The organism is Bacillus methanolicus (assembly GCF_028888695.1).
GTDB classification, from domain to species: Bacteria; Bacillota; Bacilli; order Bacillales; family Cytobacillaceae; genus Bacillus_Z; species Bacillus_Z methanolicus_B.
Window position 1 is genome coordinate 2,010,287 of sequence record NZ_PNFF01000001.1, and the last position, 16,940, is coordinate 2,027,226.

At 40.2% G+C, this 16,940-nt stretch carries 17 protein-coding genes; all 17 read right to left on the bottom strand.

Going from position 1 to position 16,940, the window contains the following annotated elements; genetic code table 11:
• Position 1: 1 nt before the first annotated feature.
• Positions 2-640 carry an O-methyltransferase gene (locus C0966_RS10145; RefSeq protein ID WP_274855322.1) on the bottom strand — a complete coding sequence of 213 codons (639 nt, stop codon included), beginning with the start codon at positions 638-640 and terminating at the stop codon, positions 2-4.
• A gap of 468 nt (positions 641-1,108) precedes the next feature.
• Complete coding sequence (gene mltG, locus C0966_RS10150; RefSeq protein WP_274855323.1) at positions 1,109-2,242, bottom strand: endolytic transglycosylase MltG; 1,134 nt, start codon at positions 2,240-2,242, stop codon at positions 1,109-1,111.
• Between the two features lie 267 nt (positions 2,243-2,509).
• Positions 2,510-2,797 carry a DUF1292 domain-containing protein gene (locus tag C0966_RS10155; RefSeq protein ID WP_274855324.1) on the bottom strand — a complete coding sequence of 96 codons (288 nt, stop codon included), beginning with the start codon at positions 2,795-2,797 and terminating at the stop codon, positions 2,510-2,512.
• 12 nt (positions 2,798-2,809) lie between these two features.
• On the bottom strand, positions 2,810-3,226 hold the full coding sequence (gene ruvX / locus C0966_RS10160) for a Holliday junction resolvase RuvX (protein ID WP_274855325.1): 417 nt from the start codon (positions 3,224-3,226) through the stop codon (positions 2,810-2,812).
• A gap of 2 nt (positions 3,227-3,228) precedes the next feature.
• A complete protein-coding gene (locus C0966_RS10165) occupies positions 3,229-3,495 on the bottom strand; it encodes an IreB family regulatory phosphoprotein (RefSeq protein ID WP_004438128.1) in 267 nt (88 codons plus the stop codon).
• Between the two features lie 92 nt (positions 3,496-3,587).
• Entirely contained in the window at positions 3,588-6,221 is a 2,634-nt protein-coding gene (gene alaS / locus C0966_RS10170) for an alanine--tRNA ligase (protein WP_274855326.1), read from the bottom strand.
• A gap of 347 nt (positions 6,222-6,568) precedes the next feature.
• On the bottom strand, positions 6,569-7,657 hold the full coding sequence (locus tag C0966_RS10175; protein WP_274855327.1) for an AI-2E family transporter: 1,089 nt from the start codon (positions 7,655-7,657) through the stop codon (positions 6,569-6,571).
• Positions 7,658-7,786: 129 nt separating this feature from the next.
• Positions 7,787-7,921 carry a YrzQ family protein gene (locus C0966_RS10180; protein WP_274855328.1) on the bottom strand — a complete coding sequence of 45 codons (135 nt, stop codon included), beginning with the start codon at positions 7,919-7,921 and terminating at the stop codon, positions 7,787-7,789.
• 31 nt (positions 7,922-7,952) lie between these two features.
• Positions 7,953-8,144, bottom strand: coding sequence for a hypothetical protein (locus tag C0966_RS10185; RefSeq protein WP_274855329.1), 192 nt, complete (start codon positions 8,142-8,144; stop codon positions 7,953-7,955).
• An 11-nt stretch (positions 8,145-8,155) separates the two neighbouring features.
• The gene (locus C0966_RS10190; RefSeq protein WP_274855330.1) at positions 8,156-8,632 is read right to left on the bottom strand and encodes a PRC-barrel domain-containing protein; all 477 of its coding nucleotides are present in this window, start codon (positions 8,630-8,632) and stop codon (positions 8,156-8,158) included.
• Between the two features lie 121 nt (positions 8,633-8,753).
• Positions 8,754-11,171, bottom strand: a complete 2,418-nt coding sequence (gene recD2 / locus C0966_RS10195; protein WP_274855331.1) for an SF1B family DNA helicase RecD2 — start codon at positions 11,169-11,171, stop codon at positions 8,754-8,756.
• Between the two features lie 33 nt (positions 11,172-11,204).
• On the bottom strand, positions 11,205-11,870 hold the full coding sequence (locus C0966_RS10200; RefSeq protein WP_274855332.1) for a tetratricopeptide repeat protein: 666 nt from the start codon (positions 11,868-11,870) through the stop codon (positions 11,205-11,207).
• A 119-nt stretch (positions 11,871-11,989) separates the two neighbouring features.
• Positions 11,990-13,105 (bottom strand): tRNA 2-thiouridine(34) synthase MnmA, encoded by a 1,116-nt coding sequence (gene mnmA / locus C0966_RS10205; RefSeq protein WP_274855333.1) that lies wholly within the window; start codon positions 13,103-13,105, stop codon positions 11,990-11,992.
• A 31-nt stretch (positions 13,106-13,136) separates the two neighbouring features.
• Positions 13,137-14,282: a cysteine desulfurase family protein gene (locus C0966_RS10210; protein WP_274855334.1), complete on the bottom strand. Its 1,146-nt coding sequence runs from the start codon at positions 14,280-14,282 to the stop codon at positions 13,137-13,139.
• 25 nt (positions 14,283-14,307) lie between these two features.
• Positions 14,308-14,727, bottom strand: a complete 420-nt coding sequence (gene cymR / locus C0966_RS10215) for a cysteine metabolism transcriptional regulator CymR (protein WP_274855335.1) — start codon at positions 14,725-14,727, stop codon at positions 14,308-14,310.
• Positions 14,724-15,416, bottom strand: coding sequence for a YczE/YyaS/YitT family protein (locus C0966_RS10220; protein ID WP_274855336.1), 693 nt, complete (start codon positions 15,414-15,416; stop codon positions 14,724-14,726). Before C0966_RS10220 ends, cymR begins: the two co-directional genes overlap by 4 nt.
• A 133-nt stretch (positions 15,417-15,549) precedes the next feature.
• Positions 15,550-16,836, bottom strand: a complete 1,287-nt coding sequence (locus C0966_RS10225; RefSeq protein ID WP_274855337.1) for a replication-associated recombination protein A — start codon at positions 16,834-16,836, stop codon at positions 15,550-15,552.
• Positions 16,837-16,940: the final 104 nt, after the last annotated feature.

Consider the following 16,940-nt stretch of genomic DNA (forward strand, 5'->3'; position numbering starts at 1 on the left):
TTCACCTCTTCTTACTTATCGCGATTCCGTCACCAACCGGAAGAATGACGGTATGAAAATCCGGATGGCTCATCAGCCAGCGGTTAAATTGATCTATTTTTTTCACAAGACTGCGTATGCGTTTGTTTTCAATTTCTGTTTCACATACAAGTCCTTTAAACAGAACATTATCTGTTACAATCATTCCCTTTTCATTAAGAAAAGGAGAATACAGATCAAAAAATCGTTGATATTGGCCTTTTGCAGCATCGATAAAAATGGCATCAAACGGACCGAGCGCTTTTATTTCATCCCCTGCCTCTAGTGCATCACCTTTAATCAGTGTGATTTGTGAATCTTTTCCGGCTTTTTTTATATACTTTTCAGCAAGGGAAAATCTTTCTTCGTCCCTTTCAATTGAAACGATCTTCGTCTCAGGAAGTGCGAAGGCCATTCTTAATGCCGAATAACCGATTGCTGTTCCCACTTCAAGGATCGATTTCGGCTCTTGTATTCTAAAAAGCTGCAGCATTGCTTCGATTCCGAGAGCCTCCATGATCGGTATATGATGATTTTCAGCAAATTGCTCCATTTCCGCCAAAACCGGAGGCCGTTCCGGAAGCAATTGCTCTATATAACCATGCAGCTTATCACCATCCAAGCTGCTCTCACCTCTATCCTGCCTAAAAGCATGGCTGCTTTTAGATTTATCTTTTAGACATGAAAAAATAGCGCTCACAGAAGGATTAAGCTCAAAACTAAGCTCTTTTACCAGCCAAAAAGCTGAAATCCTTAAGGTCCGTGGGTAACGCTATTACAGTGTATATTTATATACTTGAACCATTTTAACATAAATGCCGGGGGAATGCGAATTTTTCTCGCTGATAATAAAATAATAAATTTCAAACCCTGTGTATTACTTTGAATCGAGTTTTTCCTAATCTGGCTCCACATGGAATGCTTCGGAAGCGATACTTCGCACGAAGAAAAGCGTTAGCTTTTCGAGGAGCGCCCAGCCCCTCGAGGTCACAAGCCAAATCACTCCAGAGTCTATCGACTCTTGCGTGATTCGTCTTGTGCTTGTCGGGGCTAAACGGGGCGCTTGCGCCTTTTGTTTTCCCCCAATAAATTATTTATTGGTAATATGTTCAGCCTTTGCCTTATTATGTTCATCCAGCGTTTTTGTAAAAATAACGTCTCCGTCAGCTGTCGCAAGGAAATACAAAAAGTCTGTTTTTTCCGGATTAAGGGCTGCTTCGATAGAAATCGTCCCCGCATTGGCGATCGGTCCTGGCGGGAGGCCTTTATGTTTGTATGTGTTATAGGGAGAATCGACTTCCAAATCCTTATATAGGACCCGTTCTTGATGCTTTCCTTTCGCATACAGAACCGTCGGATCTGTCTGAAGCGGCATGCCTGTTTTAATCCGGTTATAGAATACACTAGCGATTCGGTCACGGTCTGCTTTTTCCGTCGCTTCTTCTTCGACCAGGGAAGCCATCGTTAAAAGTTGATGGACTGAAAAATGCTTTTCTTCCATTTGCCCCTCATATTCTTGTAACACAGATTTCGTTTTATCCAGCATAACAGTTACAATTTCTTCAACAGTCGGATTTTCTTTATAAAAAGAATAAGTTGCCGGGAATAAGTATCCTTCAAGAGGATATTTGACATTTTTATTTAGGATTTCGTCTGTTAAAATATCGGGATACTTTGCCATCATTGCTTTGACGAAACTCTTATTATTCAGTTTATTAAAAACTTCTTCTTCATTCTTGTTTGTTTTTTCCGCAATAATACCTGCGATCTGCTTTAATTGTTTTCCTTCAGGTATCGTAATCTTTAAAACAACTTCCTGCATTGCCTTTCCGGTTTTTAATCTTTCAATAATTTCCGGAATGCTCATAGAAGGTTTCAATTTATAATCCCCGGCCATGAATCCTGACTCATTTTTAAATTTTACATAATACTTAAACACTCGGGCATCTTTAATAATTCCGTTATCCTCTAATATTTGTGCGATACCGCTTACAGAAGAACCTATTGGAATTTCGATATTTTTTTCCGCTTTGCTGCCGGGATCAGCAGGCTCTAATGCAGACTTGATATAAAAATACCCGCCTGCTGTTACTCCTCCTGCAACTAAAAATAATACAACCGCGATAATGAACACGATTTTCCTGACGATCCTTGCTTCAGATTGCAGTTCCAGCAGGTTTTGGCGAATGATTTCTTTTTTCGTTTCTTTCTTGTCCGTTGACATCCTTTTCTGCTCCCCTCCATATATCAAGGGTTTGCTTTGAAAATGTAACCCCTATTTCCATCCTAATCGAGCTGTCCGGCATTATAAGCTTCCGCTTTACATACATTTGAACCATTATACTATAATTTCTTATTTCATTCGCAAAAAATATACAAAATGTATTTGTTTGTTTGAAAGTTCGACAGCTATATTTGACCACATCCATGACAATTTTGTCAAAAAGGTTCAAAAAAACCGGCCTCCTTTTCAAGGGCCGGTTTTCCGCAACTATTCTTCTTCCTGTTCTTCAAGGAATGTATTTAGCACTTCTTCAATCATATCCCATTCTTCTTCAGTTTCAATCGGCATCAATTCGCCTTCTTCACTTTCTTGACCTGGAATGAAGGCAGAAGCATGAATTTCGATTTCATCATCGTCATCCCCATCTTCGCCTACCGGGTAATAAAGCACATATGATTTTCCGAATTCTTCTGAATCAAATGTAAATAATACTTCACAAAGCTGCTCATTGCCATCTTCATCAATTACTGTAATATTGTTTTCACCATGATCCATTTTTCTCACCTCTTAACGTATACTGTCCAAATATCCTTGCAATATCATGGATGCCGCCATTTTATCAATGACTTTTTTGCGTTTTTTTCGGCTGACATCAGCTTCAAGTAAAACTCGTTCCGCAGCCATTGTCGTTAAGCGTTCATCCCATAAAATGACCGGTATGCCGAACCTTTTTTCTAATTCACTCGCGTAAAATTGGCTTGCCTCTCCCCGCGGGCCTATCGTTCCATTCATATTTTTCGGCAGTCCGACAACGATTTTTCCAACATCGTTCTCTTTTATTATTTTGCCAACCTCATCAAAACCAAACTCATTTTCATCTTCATTAATTTTGATCGTTCCAAGCCCCTGTGCTGTCCATCCCAGTTCATCACTTAATGCAATGCCGACTGTTTTTGAGCCGACGTCAAGACCCATTATGCGCATTATTATCCCTCTTTATGCTGTTTTAAGTACGATTTTACCAGTACTTCGATAATTTCGTCGCGTTCAAGCTTACGGATAATATTTCGCGCATCTCTGTGTCTTGGAATGTATGCCGGGTCACCTGAAAGAAGATAACCGACAATTTGATTGATCGGGTTATATCCCTTTTCCTGAAGAGCTTCATACACTTGTAAAAGCACTTCATTTACATCATGCTCAAAAGGCTCTTCAGGAAAATCAAACCTCATTGTTTTATCAAAGGAGCTCATCTAATGCACCTCGCTTCTTGGTTACCAGCGAAAATGGCAAAAAAGCCACACTGTTAACTGTTACCTACATTTTACACTAGTTTGAGCCGATATCAAACGGATTTTATCCATTCTTCAACAAATTGAAGAGCACTGTCAATCTTATTCGGATCTTTTCCGCCCGCTTGAGCCATATCAGGACGGCCTCCGCCTCCGCCCCCGCAGCGAGTCGCTACTTCTTTTACTAGTTTGCCTGCATGGTACCCTTTTTCGATTAAATCTTTTGTTATACCAGCAATAATATTGACTTTTCCATCATGAACACTCGCAAGAACAACGATTACAGAACCGAGTTTTTGCTTTAGATCATCTGCCATATTACGTAAATTGTTCATATCAGCTGCCTGAACTTTTGCAGCAATAAACTTTATGCCATTTACTTCTTTCGCACTGGAAGCAAGGTTTCTTGCTTCAATATTTCCCAATTTTGCAGAAAGCGATTCGTTTTCACGCTGGAGCTGTTTCATTTCAGCCAGTAATGTGTCAATTCTCGCTGCAACATCACGCGGATTTGTTTTTAATTTGCTAGCGGCTTCTTTTAAAATGCCAATTTGCTCATTTAACAATTGGTATGCAGCCTCGCCTGTTACTGCTTCAATCCGCCGTGTACCTGCTCCAATGCCGCTTTCTGAAACAATTTTAAATAAACCGATCACAGAAGTATTCGGAACATGGCACCCGCCGCATAGTTCAAGGCTGTAATCCCCTACTTGGACTACACGGACAATATCTCCGTATTTTTCGCCGAAAAGAGCCATAGCTCCCATTGCTTTTGCTTCATCAATTGGTTTATAGTCAATTTCAACATCGAAATTTCTCCAAATCTTTTCGTTGACAATCGTTTCAATTTTTTCTAATTCTTCAGGTTGAATTTGGCCAAAGTGAGAAAAGTCAAAGCGAAGCCTGTCCGGTCCGACGAAAGACCCAGCCTGATTGACGTGGTCTCCAAGAACATCTTTTAATGCCTGGTGCAATAAATGCGTTGCTGTATGATTTTTAATTATTTTGCCGCGGTTGTGCTCATTAATGGCTGCTCTTACTTGCTGACCTTTTTTAAGGGTTCCTTCTTTCACAACAGCACGATGTAAATGCTGTCCGTTAGGCGCTTTTTGGACATCATTTACTTGAACAACAAGACCATCGGAGACAATTGTTCCTTCATCGGCTATTTGTCCTCCGCTTTCTGCATAAAAAGGAGTGACATCCAGGATGAATTGAACTTCGTCGCCGGCTGTTGCTTCTTCAACAAGCTGGCCGTCTTTCACAATCACAAGAACGGTAGCATTTGCTTCGAGCTGATCATAGCCGATAAACTTGCTTTCTTCCTTAATGTCGCCCAATACTCCTCCCTGCACCTGCATGGATCCTACATCTTGGCGGGCAGAACGGGCGCGCTCACGCTGATTTTCCATTTCTTTTTCAAAACCTTCGTGATCAATCCCCATGCCTTCTTCTTCCGCATATTCTTCGGTAAGTTCCACAGGGAAACCATACGTATCATATAATCGGAACACGTCCAGGCCTGAAATGATTCTGCTTCCTTTTTCTTTCTCTTTCTTGATCACATTTGCCAAAATCGCTAAGCCCTCATGTAAAGTTTCATGGAACCGTTCTTCCTCATTTTTTATTACCTTTTGGATAAATTCTGTTTTCTCTTGGACTTCCGGGTAGTAATCATTCATGATTTCGCCAACTGTCGGAACAAGTTCAAACATGAACGGGCGGTCAATATTAATTTGCTTTGCATAGCGAACTGCCCGGCGAAGCAATCTTCTTATCACATAGCCTCTTCCTTCATTAGAAGGCAATGCGCCGTCACCAACTGCAAATGTAACTGTCCGGATATGGTCAGCAATCACTTTAAATGCCACATCTTTTTCCTTATCTCGACCGTATGATTCACCGGAAATTTTTTCAGTTGCTTTAATGATCGGCAGAAATAAATCAGTGTCAAAGTTGGTAGGGACATTTTGAACAACGGATGCCATGCGTTCAAGACCCATTCCGGTATCAATATTCTTTTTCGGAAGAGGAGTGTATGTACCGTCGGGATTATGGTTAAATTCAGAAAAAACAAGGTTCCATACTTCTAAATAACGATCATTTTCGCCTCCGGGGAATAATTCGGGATCATTCGGATCATCCCCGTACTCAGGGCCTCTGTCATAGAAGATTTCTGTATTAGGTCCGCTTGGCCCTTCTCCGATATCCCAGAAATTCCCTTCCAGACGAATTATTCTGTCTTCCGGAATACCTATTTTTTTATTCCAAATTTCAAATGCTTCATCATCCTCGGGATGAATGGTCACGGATAATCGATCCGGATCGAACCCAATCCATTTTTCATCCGTTAAAAATTCCCAGGCCCATTCAATTGCTTCTTCTTTAAAATAATCACCGATCGAAAAATTTCCAAGCATTTCAAAAAACGTATGGTGGCGGGCAGTTTTTCCTACGTTTTCAATATCATTCGTTCTAATGGATTTTTGAGCATTCGTAATCCGGGGATTATCAGGAACAACCCGGCCATCAAAGTATTTTTTTAATGTTGCAACACCGCTGTTAATCCAAAGAAGAGAAGGATCATCATGTGGAACGAGAGATGCACTCGGTTCGACAGCATGTCCTTTTTCTTTGAAAAATTCAAGAAACATCCTGCGGATTTCAGAACCGGTTAATTTTTTCATTAAGAATCATCTCCTTTTCTAAATTATTAGTTTGTCATTTTCACAACATAAAAAGCTCTCATCCCCTGACAGGGACGAGAGCTGAACTCGCGGTACCACCCTGATTATGGATACAAAATATGCATCCATCTCTCAAATCACCTTAACGCGGTTAAACGGCAGGGGTTAGCTGCACTCCGGATTAGCTTTCTGTTGCCCTTCATCTGGAATTCCTTTCAGCCCGGGGGAATTCCTCTCTTCCATGCATTTGCATTCAGATGGACTGCAACATACTTGATCCTTCTTCATGTTTTCATCTATACCTATAGCCGAATTATAAAGAGTGGATTTACGTTTGTCAATCTTACTCATCGATTCGGTTTTGTTTCCATTTCACGATTTGCTCTTATCATGTGGTCTTTTGCATGTAATAAGGCTACTTTTAAGACCGCTAACACTGGCACCGCAAGAATCAATCCTAATATTCCGCCTATTTCACCTCCGGATAGCAAGGCAAACATAATCATTAATGGATGCATATGAAGACTTTTTCCGACGATCAGCGGTGATAAAATATTCCCTTCTAAAAATTGCAGCGAAAAAACGATAATAATGGCAATTAGAGCCATTTTTACAGACATGGTAACAGCGATAATAACAGCCGGAACCGCGCCGATGATAGGGCCGAAATATGGAATAACATTTGTAATTCCGACAATTAATCCAAGAAGAAGCGGATACTTAATCCCTGCAAACCAAAATAACAATGCAGCACATGAACCAATGATCGCACATACGAGCATTTGGCCGCGTATGTAACCGCCCAGTGATTTATCTACATCCCTTAAAAATAATACCCCTTGTTGCCTCCATTTTCTCGGCGTTAAATACCATACTGCTTTTTTCATGACATCATAATCTTTTAGCATATAAAAAGTGATAAAAGGAATGATTGCGATCATTAAAAGAGAATTGACAATTTTGACGAGACTGTTTACTGTTTTTGACAAAATCCGATCCAATGTTTTTTCAACCGCTAAAATGCTGCTATCAATTTTTTCTTGAAACCCATTTGGCCATGCATGAGTCTTGTTTTGTATTTTTTCAATCCATGTTCTATATTGTTCAGCAACTTCAGGAGCATGTTCTGTTAAATCTTTTAATTGCAAGATGATTGCGGGAATGGCTTTGTAAAGTGTAAATCCTGCGCCCCCAAAAAATAAAAAATAAATGATGGCAATGGCAACTCCCCTGTGAAGCCCTGTTTCATGAAGCTTTTCAACTACAGGATGAAGCAAATAAGTAATAAAAGATGCAATCATAAAAGGGGTTAATACCGATAACACGATCTTAATAACCGGTATCCACACTTCTTGAAGTTTTATGAACACAAAGATTACAATAAACAAAAGAAGGAGGAATCCTAGCCGGTAAAACCATTTCATTTTAATATCCAAACAAATCCCCTCCTCTTCATATTGTTGTTGGACGAAGAAGATTTATTCTTTTAGTGCAAAAAACCCCTGCCAAAAAGTTTGACAAGGGTTAATCAATTGTTCTTCATTAAGCCGGATCGTTATTTTTCTTTAAGAAAGCACTTTTGTAATTCGTTTCTGTAAATTTTTTATTTTTCGATTGGAGATCATATTGTTTTTCTGCGCATAATTATAGGCAACCATACCGGCGCCTAATGCAATGGCTGAGGTCAACATTTTTTTCATTTTTTCTTTCACTCCATCCCGAAAAATTAAATTATAGACTTAAACGGCGATCTTCTTCATCGAACAAATCATCCAGAGAGCTTAATGACCCATCTTCCTCCACTTGATGGGTATAAATAATGTTATTTGAAACTGACAGCTCTATAAAGCAGCTCCAGCAATAATATTGATTAATACCAATTTTTCCAATATCCTTGCTCTGGCAATTCGGACACTTAAACACGGAACGACACCTCACGTAGATTTTACATTAACAATGATGGTATCCTTCCCGATCGCAGGGGGGGCAACGGTTTTAACGACACGCTTCCCTTCCGTTATGTCCGAAAAGAACCCATCCGTTATTTCATACCCTACGATTGTGCCCACTTCTTCCATAAAATATACATCTTCCAATAATCCAAGTTTATCGCCTTCATTCGACATAATCATTTTGCCTGTCAAGCATTGCTTATGTTCTAATGTATAATCAGGCGGAAAATTTATAGGTTCCAATACCTTTTTATCTTCAATCATTACCCCATCCAAGCCGAAGGAAGAGACATTTTCTATCTGGACAGTGAATGTTTTTCGAAAAAGATTGCCTTTTTTAATTAATAATCCTCTTACAATCCCGTTGCTCGAAATATTTAGATCATAAACATGGCCAATTTTTTCGCCGCTTTTCAGTTCATATACAGGGAGCCCTTTTAATAATGAATATGTCCGCAAAGATATCATCCCACCTTTCCGAACATTTTTAGTTTCCGTTGTAAAGACGATTTCATAAGATAAAACATTTTCCAAAAAGAAAAGCAAAAAAAAAGCGCACTTAAAGGCGCCTGTACAACTTTTATCCTTCTTCTTCCACCATAAAATCATAAGGAGTGATATTTTCCATTCCGATCATCGGATCCTCATTCATCAACATCTCTTCGAAAGAAACTAGAGGTTCGGCATTTTCATTCTTTTCTGTCAGCTCAAGTGCAGGAATTTGCTCTTGAAGCTTTTCGCATAGTGAAGTATTGCGTTTTTGATCATCTGTTCTTTCTACACCCATTCTTAAAGCATCTTCTTCACCGCACAAAATAAGAAACTGTTTGCTTCTCGTAATAGCTGTATAAATTAGATTTCTGCGCAGCATTCGGTAATAGCTTCTTACGACAGGAAGGATCACGATTTGAAATTCGCTTCCTTGCGCTTTATGAACAGAACAGCAGTAAGCATGTGTAATTTGGTTAAGGTCCTGGCGGGTATACGTAACTTCTGTCCCTTCAAAAGAGACCACGATCATATCTTGTTTTTCAGTATTTTCTTTGGCATAGAAAATCGATACAATTTCTCCGATGTCTCCGTTAAAAACATTGCTTTCCGGCTGGTTTACGAGCTGAAGAACCTTATCGCCAATCCTGTACTTCACATCCCCGAAAGAGATCTCTTTTCGTGACCCTTCAGGATTCGGATTGAAAATTTCCTGCAATAATACATTCAAGCGATCAATTCCTGCAGGTCCCCGATACATCGGAGCGAGTACTTGAATATCCTTTGCTGAATAGCCTTTTTTCTTCGCATTTAAGGCGACCTTCTCGACAACTTGGGCAATTTGTGCAGTAGTACACTTTATAAACGAACGGTCAGGCTTCGGTTCCGATATTCCTTCAGGCAGTCTGCCATTTTTCATTTCGTGGGCAAGTTCAATGATGGATGACCCTTCAGCTTGGCGATAAATATCTGTCAAACGCACGGTAGGAATTCTTTCCGATTGCAGCAAGTCTTTTAATACTTGCCCCGGTCCCACCGATGGTAATTGGTCTTCATCACCGACAAGGATTACCTGAATTTGTTCAGGCAATGCCTTAAATAATTGATTGGCAAGCCACACATCGACCATAGATGTTTCATCAACAATGAGCAATTTTCCTTCAAGAGGATGATCTTCATTCCGATCAAAGCCTTCCGTGCCATTCCAGCCAAGCAGGCGATGGATGGTCACTGCAGGCAATCCCGTCGATTCACTCATTCTTTTGGCAGCTCGGCCGGTTGGGGCAGCCAGCAAAAACGGGTATGGCTCGTCCTTTCGGTAGTCCTTAGGGTCCAATGAACAGCCGTGCAGTTCGGCATAAAGCTCGACAATTCCTTTTATAACAGTAGTTTTCCCGGTTCCGGGCCCGCCCGTTAAAATCATCATCGGCGACATGAGCGCTGTTTGGATCGCTTCCTTTTGTGTCGGGGCATACTGTACACCAAGTCTTTCTTCCAATTTTCCTAGTGCCAGCAGGAACTCTGATTCAGGAAACTGGTTTTCGTACTCAGTTTGCGATAAGATTCGCTTTATATTTGTTACAAGACCCTTTTCTGCAAAATAAAGGGAAGGCAAATAGATCCTCTTTTCTTCACCAATGATTTTCCCTTCTTCTTGAAGCTTCATAATTTCATTGGAAATATCAGTATAATCAATTTCTTCAGGCTGGTTTTCTTCAAGCAGCTTCTTGACCCTTTCCAATAAATCCTTTGCGTTCAGGAAGACATGTCCTGCTTGCAGGCTCTCATTTTCCAGCGTATATAAACAAGCAGCTCTTATCCTGTCCGGATGGTTTCCTGTTATGCCGAGCTTAAGCCCGAGCTCATCTGCCCGGCCAAAACCGACACCTTCGATATCTTCCACGAGCTTGAAAGGATTAGATTGAATGATGTCAAGGGTTTGTTCCTTATAAACCTGATAAATTCTCATTGACAGCTGCGGACCGAAGCCATATTGATTTAAAGCAATCATTATTTGTTCCAGCCCTTGATGCTCCATGAGCGTATCATACAACATCTTTGCTTTATCCGGAGGAAGCTTTGGTACTGAATCAAGCAGTGACGGCTCATTTAAAATCCTTGAGATGGCATTTTCGCCAAGAGTGGCAACAATATTTTCAGCAGTCTTTTTGCCAATGCCTTTAAAAAGTTCACTTGACAGATAATTAATGACACCTTGCTTGGACTGAGGCATTTCTTTCCTGAAATGATTTGCCTGGAACTGAAGCCCGAACTTCGGGTGCTCCTTCATCTGGCCAAAAAATGTATAAATTTCTTGTTCATGAAGGCGGGGAAAATAGCCTGTAATAACTGCTTCTTTATCTTCATAATTCTCATTTGTTTCTTCCACACGTATACGCAATACAGTGTACAAATTTTGATCATTATGAAAGATTGTAACAATATGTTTGCCTTTTATGTATTTTTGGCCGTCAGCAAACAAATCAAGTGTGTTTTGTTTTTCCGCCATTGTTTCCCATCCTTCTTCGAACGAAATTAACAATTAATGGAGATTGGAATCTCCTTTTTCAATCAATTTTTTCCCATAACCCGCGAGTATATGATCCGGTTGAATAGCAAGAGCTTTTTCAAACATGGCAAGTGCTTTTTCTGCGTTTTCGTTGTAACCGTACGCAACTCCGAGGTTGTAAAATGCATCTGCATGGTCCGGGTCAATGTCAACGCAACGCTCAAATTGCACAATTGCTTCATCAATAAAGTTCTTCTGGGCGAGGCAGAGCCCATACTGAAACCTTGCTTCTGCATCCATTTCATTTAATTCAACGCATCTTTGCAAATAAGGCAGTGCAAGTTTCGGTTGTTCCAACTGAACAAGCGTCATTCCCAGCATAAAGAAGTTATCACTTGATTCAAGGCCCTTTTTCATTGCTTTTTCAAACATATTTTTGGCCTCTTCAAAACGCTGCATTTCATAATATAAATTTCCGACGCTGTAATAAGCTGTTGCGGCATTTTCATCAAGCTCGATCGCTTTTTGAAAAAAATTGAAAGCCTTGTCCGTTTCGCCAATTGCTGAAAGCAAATTTCCAAAATTTATATACGCGATTGGATCTTTAGGATTTTCTTCAATTGCTTCAGAGAAAACTTTGGCAGCTTCTTCCCACTTGCCTTCTTTCATATATTGAATCCCGATTGCGTTTTTATCCATGATTGTTCACGCTCCATTCTATTTGAAAGTATAGCATATTTCTTCGGGGCTTTTTAAGGATCAGATACTCAAAACAAAAGGCTGACTCTAGCTATTGAGTCAGCCACTTCTTTTTTACATTAACCTACATAAGTAAGCAATTCGCCATTTCTAAATATTTGGTCTATCGTACCGCCGCCAAGACATTCTTCACCGTTATAGAACACTACGGCTTGTCCTGGTGTGACTGCTCTTATTGGTTCATGGAAAATCACTTTTGCTTTGTTTCCTTCCATGAGCTGAACAGTGACTTTGTTGTCAGGCTGGCGATAACGGAATTTCGCTGTGCAATCAAACTCCTGCGGCTTTGCATGTTTAGACACCCAGCTTACATTTGTTGCAATGATCGAATCTGAGTAGAGGTGTTCATTATCGAATCCTTGGCCAACATATAAAACATTTCGTTCTAAGTCTTTGCCGATGACAAACCAAGGTTCGCCTGAGCCGCCAATTCCCAGTCCATGTCTTTGGCCAATTGTGTAATACATTAAACCGTCATGTTTTCCTTTCACTTCTCCGTCCATTGTTTCCATATTCCCAGGCTGAGCAGGAAGATAGTTGCTTAAGAATTCTTTAAAGTTTCTTTCCCCGATAAAGCATATTCCCGTACTGTCTTTCTTTGAAGCAGTTGCTAGACCCGCTTCTCTGGCAATTTCCCTAACTTTTGACTTTTCTAAATTGCCGATCGGAAACATTACTTTCTCGAGTGTCTCAGAAGTCAGCTGGTTTAAGAAATACGATTGGTCCTTATTTTCATCAAGGCCCCTGAGCATTTTATGCTCTCCGTCCCGGTATTCAACTCTTGCATAGTGCCCGGTCGCTAAATAATCGGCACCTAAATGAAGGGCATGATCAAGAAAAGCTTTGAATTTAATTTCTTTGTTGCACATGACATCAGGATTTGGAGTTCTGCCTGCTTTGTATTCGTCTAGGAAATAAGTAAATACTTTCTCCCAATATTGCTTTTCAAAATTTACGGCATAGTAAGGGATTCCAATTTGGTTGCAGACGCGGATGACATCCTCGTAATCCTCCGTTGCAGTACATACGCCATTTTCATCTGTATCATCCCAGTTTTTCATAAAGATTCCGATGACATCATACCCTTGCTCTTTTAATAATAATGCCGCAACCGATGAATCCACCCCGCCTGACATTCCGATCACAACTCTTGTATCCTTTGGCGCTTTTTCCACTGTTCTCACCTCGCTGTGCCAAACATTTATCTTATTTGTTTGTCATTCTTTTGACGATTTTCGCTGTTTCGAGTGCCGCTTTTTCAATTTGTTCAGTTGTATTATAAAGTCCAAAACTGAACCTGATCGAATTCCTGATTTTCTCTGAATCTTTTCCGAACATTGCTACGAGCACATGTGATGGATCAACAGATCCTGCTGTACAAGCTGAACCGCTTGATACTGCAATTCCCGCCAAATCCATATTCACAAGCATCGCTTCCACATTTGTTCCGGGAAAGCTTAAGTTTATTACATGCGGCATTGAATTTTCAAGTGAACCGTTAATGCTGAAATCAATGCCTTCTTCTTGAAATTTTTTTATGAGGACATTTTTCCATTCTCGATATTTCTCCCGCCTTGCATCCATCTCTTGCTGACTAATGATGACTGCTTCTTTAAAACCGACAATAGAAGCAACATTTTCAGTCCCGGCACGGCGTTTTCTTTCCTGCTCTCCGCCGAAAATGCGCGGTAAAAGCTTAATGCCATCACGGATGTAAAGAAATCCGATCCCTTTAGGGCCGTTAATCTTATGAGCGGAAACGGACAATAAATCGATCTTGGCTTCATTTACATTTATTTTTTCCAGCCCATATGCTTGTACAGCATCTGTATGAAAAACAGCTTGGTGTTCGGCTAATACTTCCCCTATTTCTTGAATAGGCTGCAAAGTTCCAACTTCGTTGTTTCCATACATGACGGATACAAGAATGGTGTCATCCCGCAAATTCTTTTTAAGATCGCGGGCAGAAACTTTGCCTGTCTCATCAACAGGCAAATATGTGACCTCAAACCCGCGGTTTTCAAGCTCTTTACATGTATTTAGAACGGCATGATGTTCAATTTCAGTTGAAATAATATGCTTGCCTTTGCTTTTATAAGCTTCAGCAATACCAATTAATGCTAAATTGTCAGCTTCTGTTCCGCCGCTAGTAAAAATGATTTCATTCGGCTTGGCGCCAATGCTTTTTGCAAGTACATCTCTCGCCTCATCTACCAAAAGCCGCGCTTCACGCCCAAAAGAATGAATGCTGGATGGGTTGCCGAAATTGGAATTCATGACATTTACTACAGCTTCAATAACTTTTGGATGCATCGGCGAGGTTGCCGCATGATCCAAGTAAATTCGTTCCAAAAGTGCCACCTTCTCTTCCTGTCAATTAAATATAAAACATATAAGAATCCGTTTCGCCATCGCCTGTATAATTCGATAAATCTTCTAATGTTGTATTATCAAGAACTTCTTTTACTGCATCCCTGATTCGAATCCATAATTCCCTTTTAGCCGGCTCTTCGTCTTCAATCCCTTCAACCGGACTGATCGGGCCTTCTAACACACGGATAATATCTCCTGCTGTAATTGTAGAAGGTTCTTTCCCCAAAACATATCCGCCATATGCCCCTCGGATACTTCTAACCAACCCGGCATTTCGTAAGGGCGCTATCAATTGCTCTAAGTAGTGTTCAGATAAGTCGTTTGTTTGGGCAATCGTTTTTAGGGAAATCGGACCTTCTCCATGTCGTTTTGCCAACTCGATCATAATCGTTAATCCATATCTGCCTTTTGTAGAAATTTTCATGCCCCTGCACCTCGATTCGTTTCTTCTCTAGTTTTCATGCCTACCATTATCTCTCTTTTTCTTAAATAGTTAAGCCACCAGTCTGTCAGCCGCTGACATTGAGGTAAAGTAATCCCGACAATCGGTCCAATTGCCATTGTGAATAATATTGTTCCCAAAAATACAGGGCCTTCAAGCTGCCAGCCGATAATAAGGACTATCAATTCTATTCCTGCCCGGACATTTCTCACTTTCCAGCCTGTTTTAGACGTTATGGCAATCATTAGGCTGTCCCTTGGCCCGGCACCTAATTGCGCCGATATGTAAATTCCTATTCCATACCCATTTATGATGACTCCGCATACAAACATAATCATTTTTCCTGTTAGCGTATGAGGAGTTTGCAGAAACGGGAGCATTAAATACATATCGATGAACAGGCCGACAAGCAGCATGTTTAAAAACGTACCAGACTGAGGCAATTCTTTTGAAATAAGAGCGGACACAGTCAAAATAAAAAAACCGACAATGATCGACCAGCTCCCAATTGTCAGTCCAAGCTGATAATACAATCCGACATGCAACACATCCCAAGGCATAGCTCCTAAATCAGCTTTGATAAGGAGTACGATTCCAAACGACATAATGAGTAATCCTGAAATATAAACAATAAACCTTGGCATAACTTGGCCTGTTCTTTTTTCTCTCATTGGTTTAAATGGCTCCTGTTTTCTAACATTTATCTAAACATTCATTTTATCAAAATTCTTAGTATGAAGATAGGCTTTTGCCATTATAGCACATTGTGATCGATCATGCATTTTCATTTTTTCCATAGGGACGTCATTTCCGGTTTTTAAATTCTTCAAGTTTTTTATAGATAGCGGCAAGCCTTTTTTCTTCGCCGGCTTCGATCGGTTGATAATATTTTGTTCCCTTCAAATTGCTTGGGAGGTAGTCTTGCTGAACCCAACCGCCAAAAGTGCCAATCGGGTAATCGTGCGGATACTTATAGCCTACATGTCCTAACTCTTTAGAGCCGGCATAGTGAGCGTCTCGAAGATGTTTAGGGATTTCGCCCACTTTACCTTTTCTAATATCGTCTATCGCTTTGTCTAAGGCCTTATACGCTGAATTGGACTTAGGGGACAGGCACATTTCCACCACAGCAACAGACAAGGGGATGCGGGCTTCCGGTAAGCCTAAACGCTCACTAGCTGTGACGGCTGCCAGCACATTATTTCCAACAGACGTATTCGCTAAACCGATATCTTCATAAGCAATGACTAACAATCTTCGATTTACTGCTGTTAAATCGCCTGTTTCAAGTAAGTGTGCCAAGTAATATAGGGCGGCATCTACATCGCTTCCCCTAATGCTCTTTTGAAGACTGGAAAGAAGATTATAGAAATTAGAACCTTTTTTATCACCATATACACCTACATTGCCAATCATATCGTTTATCGTTTCATCTTCTACAATATAGGTATCGTTGTCTTTTCTGGAAGCATATACAATCGATTCTAATAATGTTAATGATTTTCTGGCATCTCCATTTGATCCGAATGCAATTTTTTGTATGTGTTCATCAGTAATTTGAATGGATAATTTTCCTAACCCTTTTTTCTCGTCATGTAAGGCACGTTTAAGCAGTTCTTGAAGATCTTCTACTGTTAAGCGTGTTAATTGCTTAATTTGTCCGCAACGACTTCGTATAGCCGGATTGACATCGTGAAAAGGATTTTCGGTTGTCGCTCCAATTAAGATGATATCTCCTCGCTCCACATGCGGCAATAAATAGTCTTGTTGCGCTTTGTTAAAACGGTGGATTTCATCTAAAAACAAAATGACTTTCCCCGTTAGACGGGTTTCTTCCACAACATTTTCTACATCTTTTTTGCCTGCTGTCGTTGCATTCAAAGCAATAAAAGGGATTTTCGTCGTTCCTGCTATAGCGTAAGCAATTGAAGTCTTGCCGATCCCCGGTTCACCATATAATAACATTGAAGGAACATACCCATTTTTAATCATTTTATATAAACTAGTATGTTTTCCGATAATATCTTTCTGGCCAACAATTTCATCAATGTTTGTTGGTCTCATTCGATACGCAAGCGGTTCTCCATTCAATTTCCTAACCTCCAACACTGTCCTAAGAAAATTATATACTTAAAAAAATAGGAAACAATATAAAAACTCCACGCGCTTTGCGTGGAGTAATAAATATAATTATG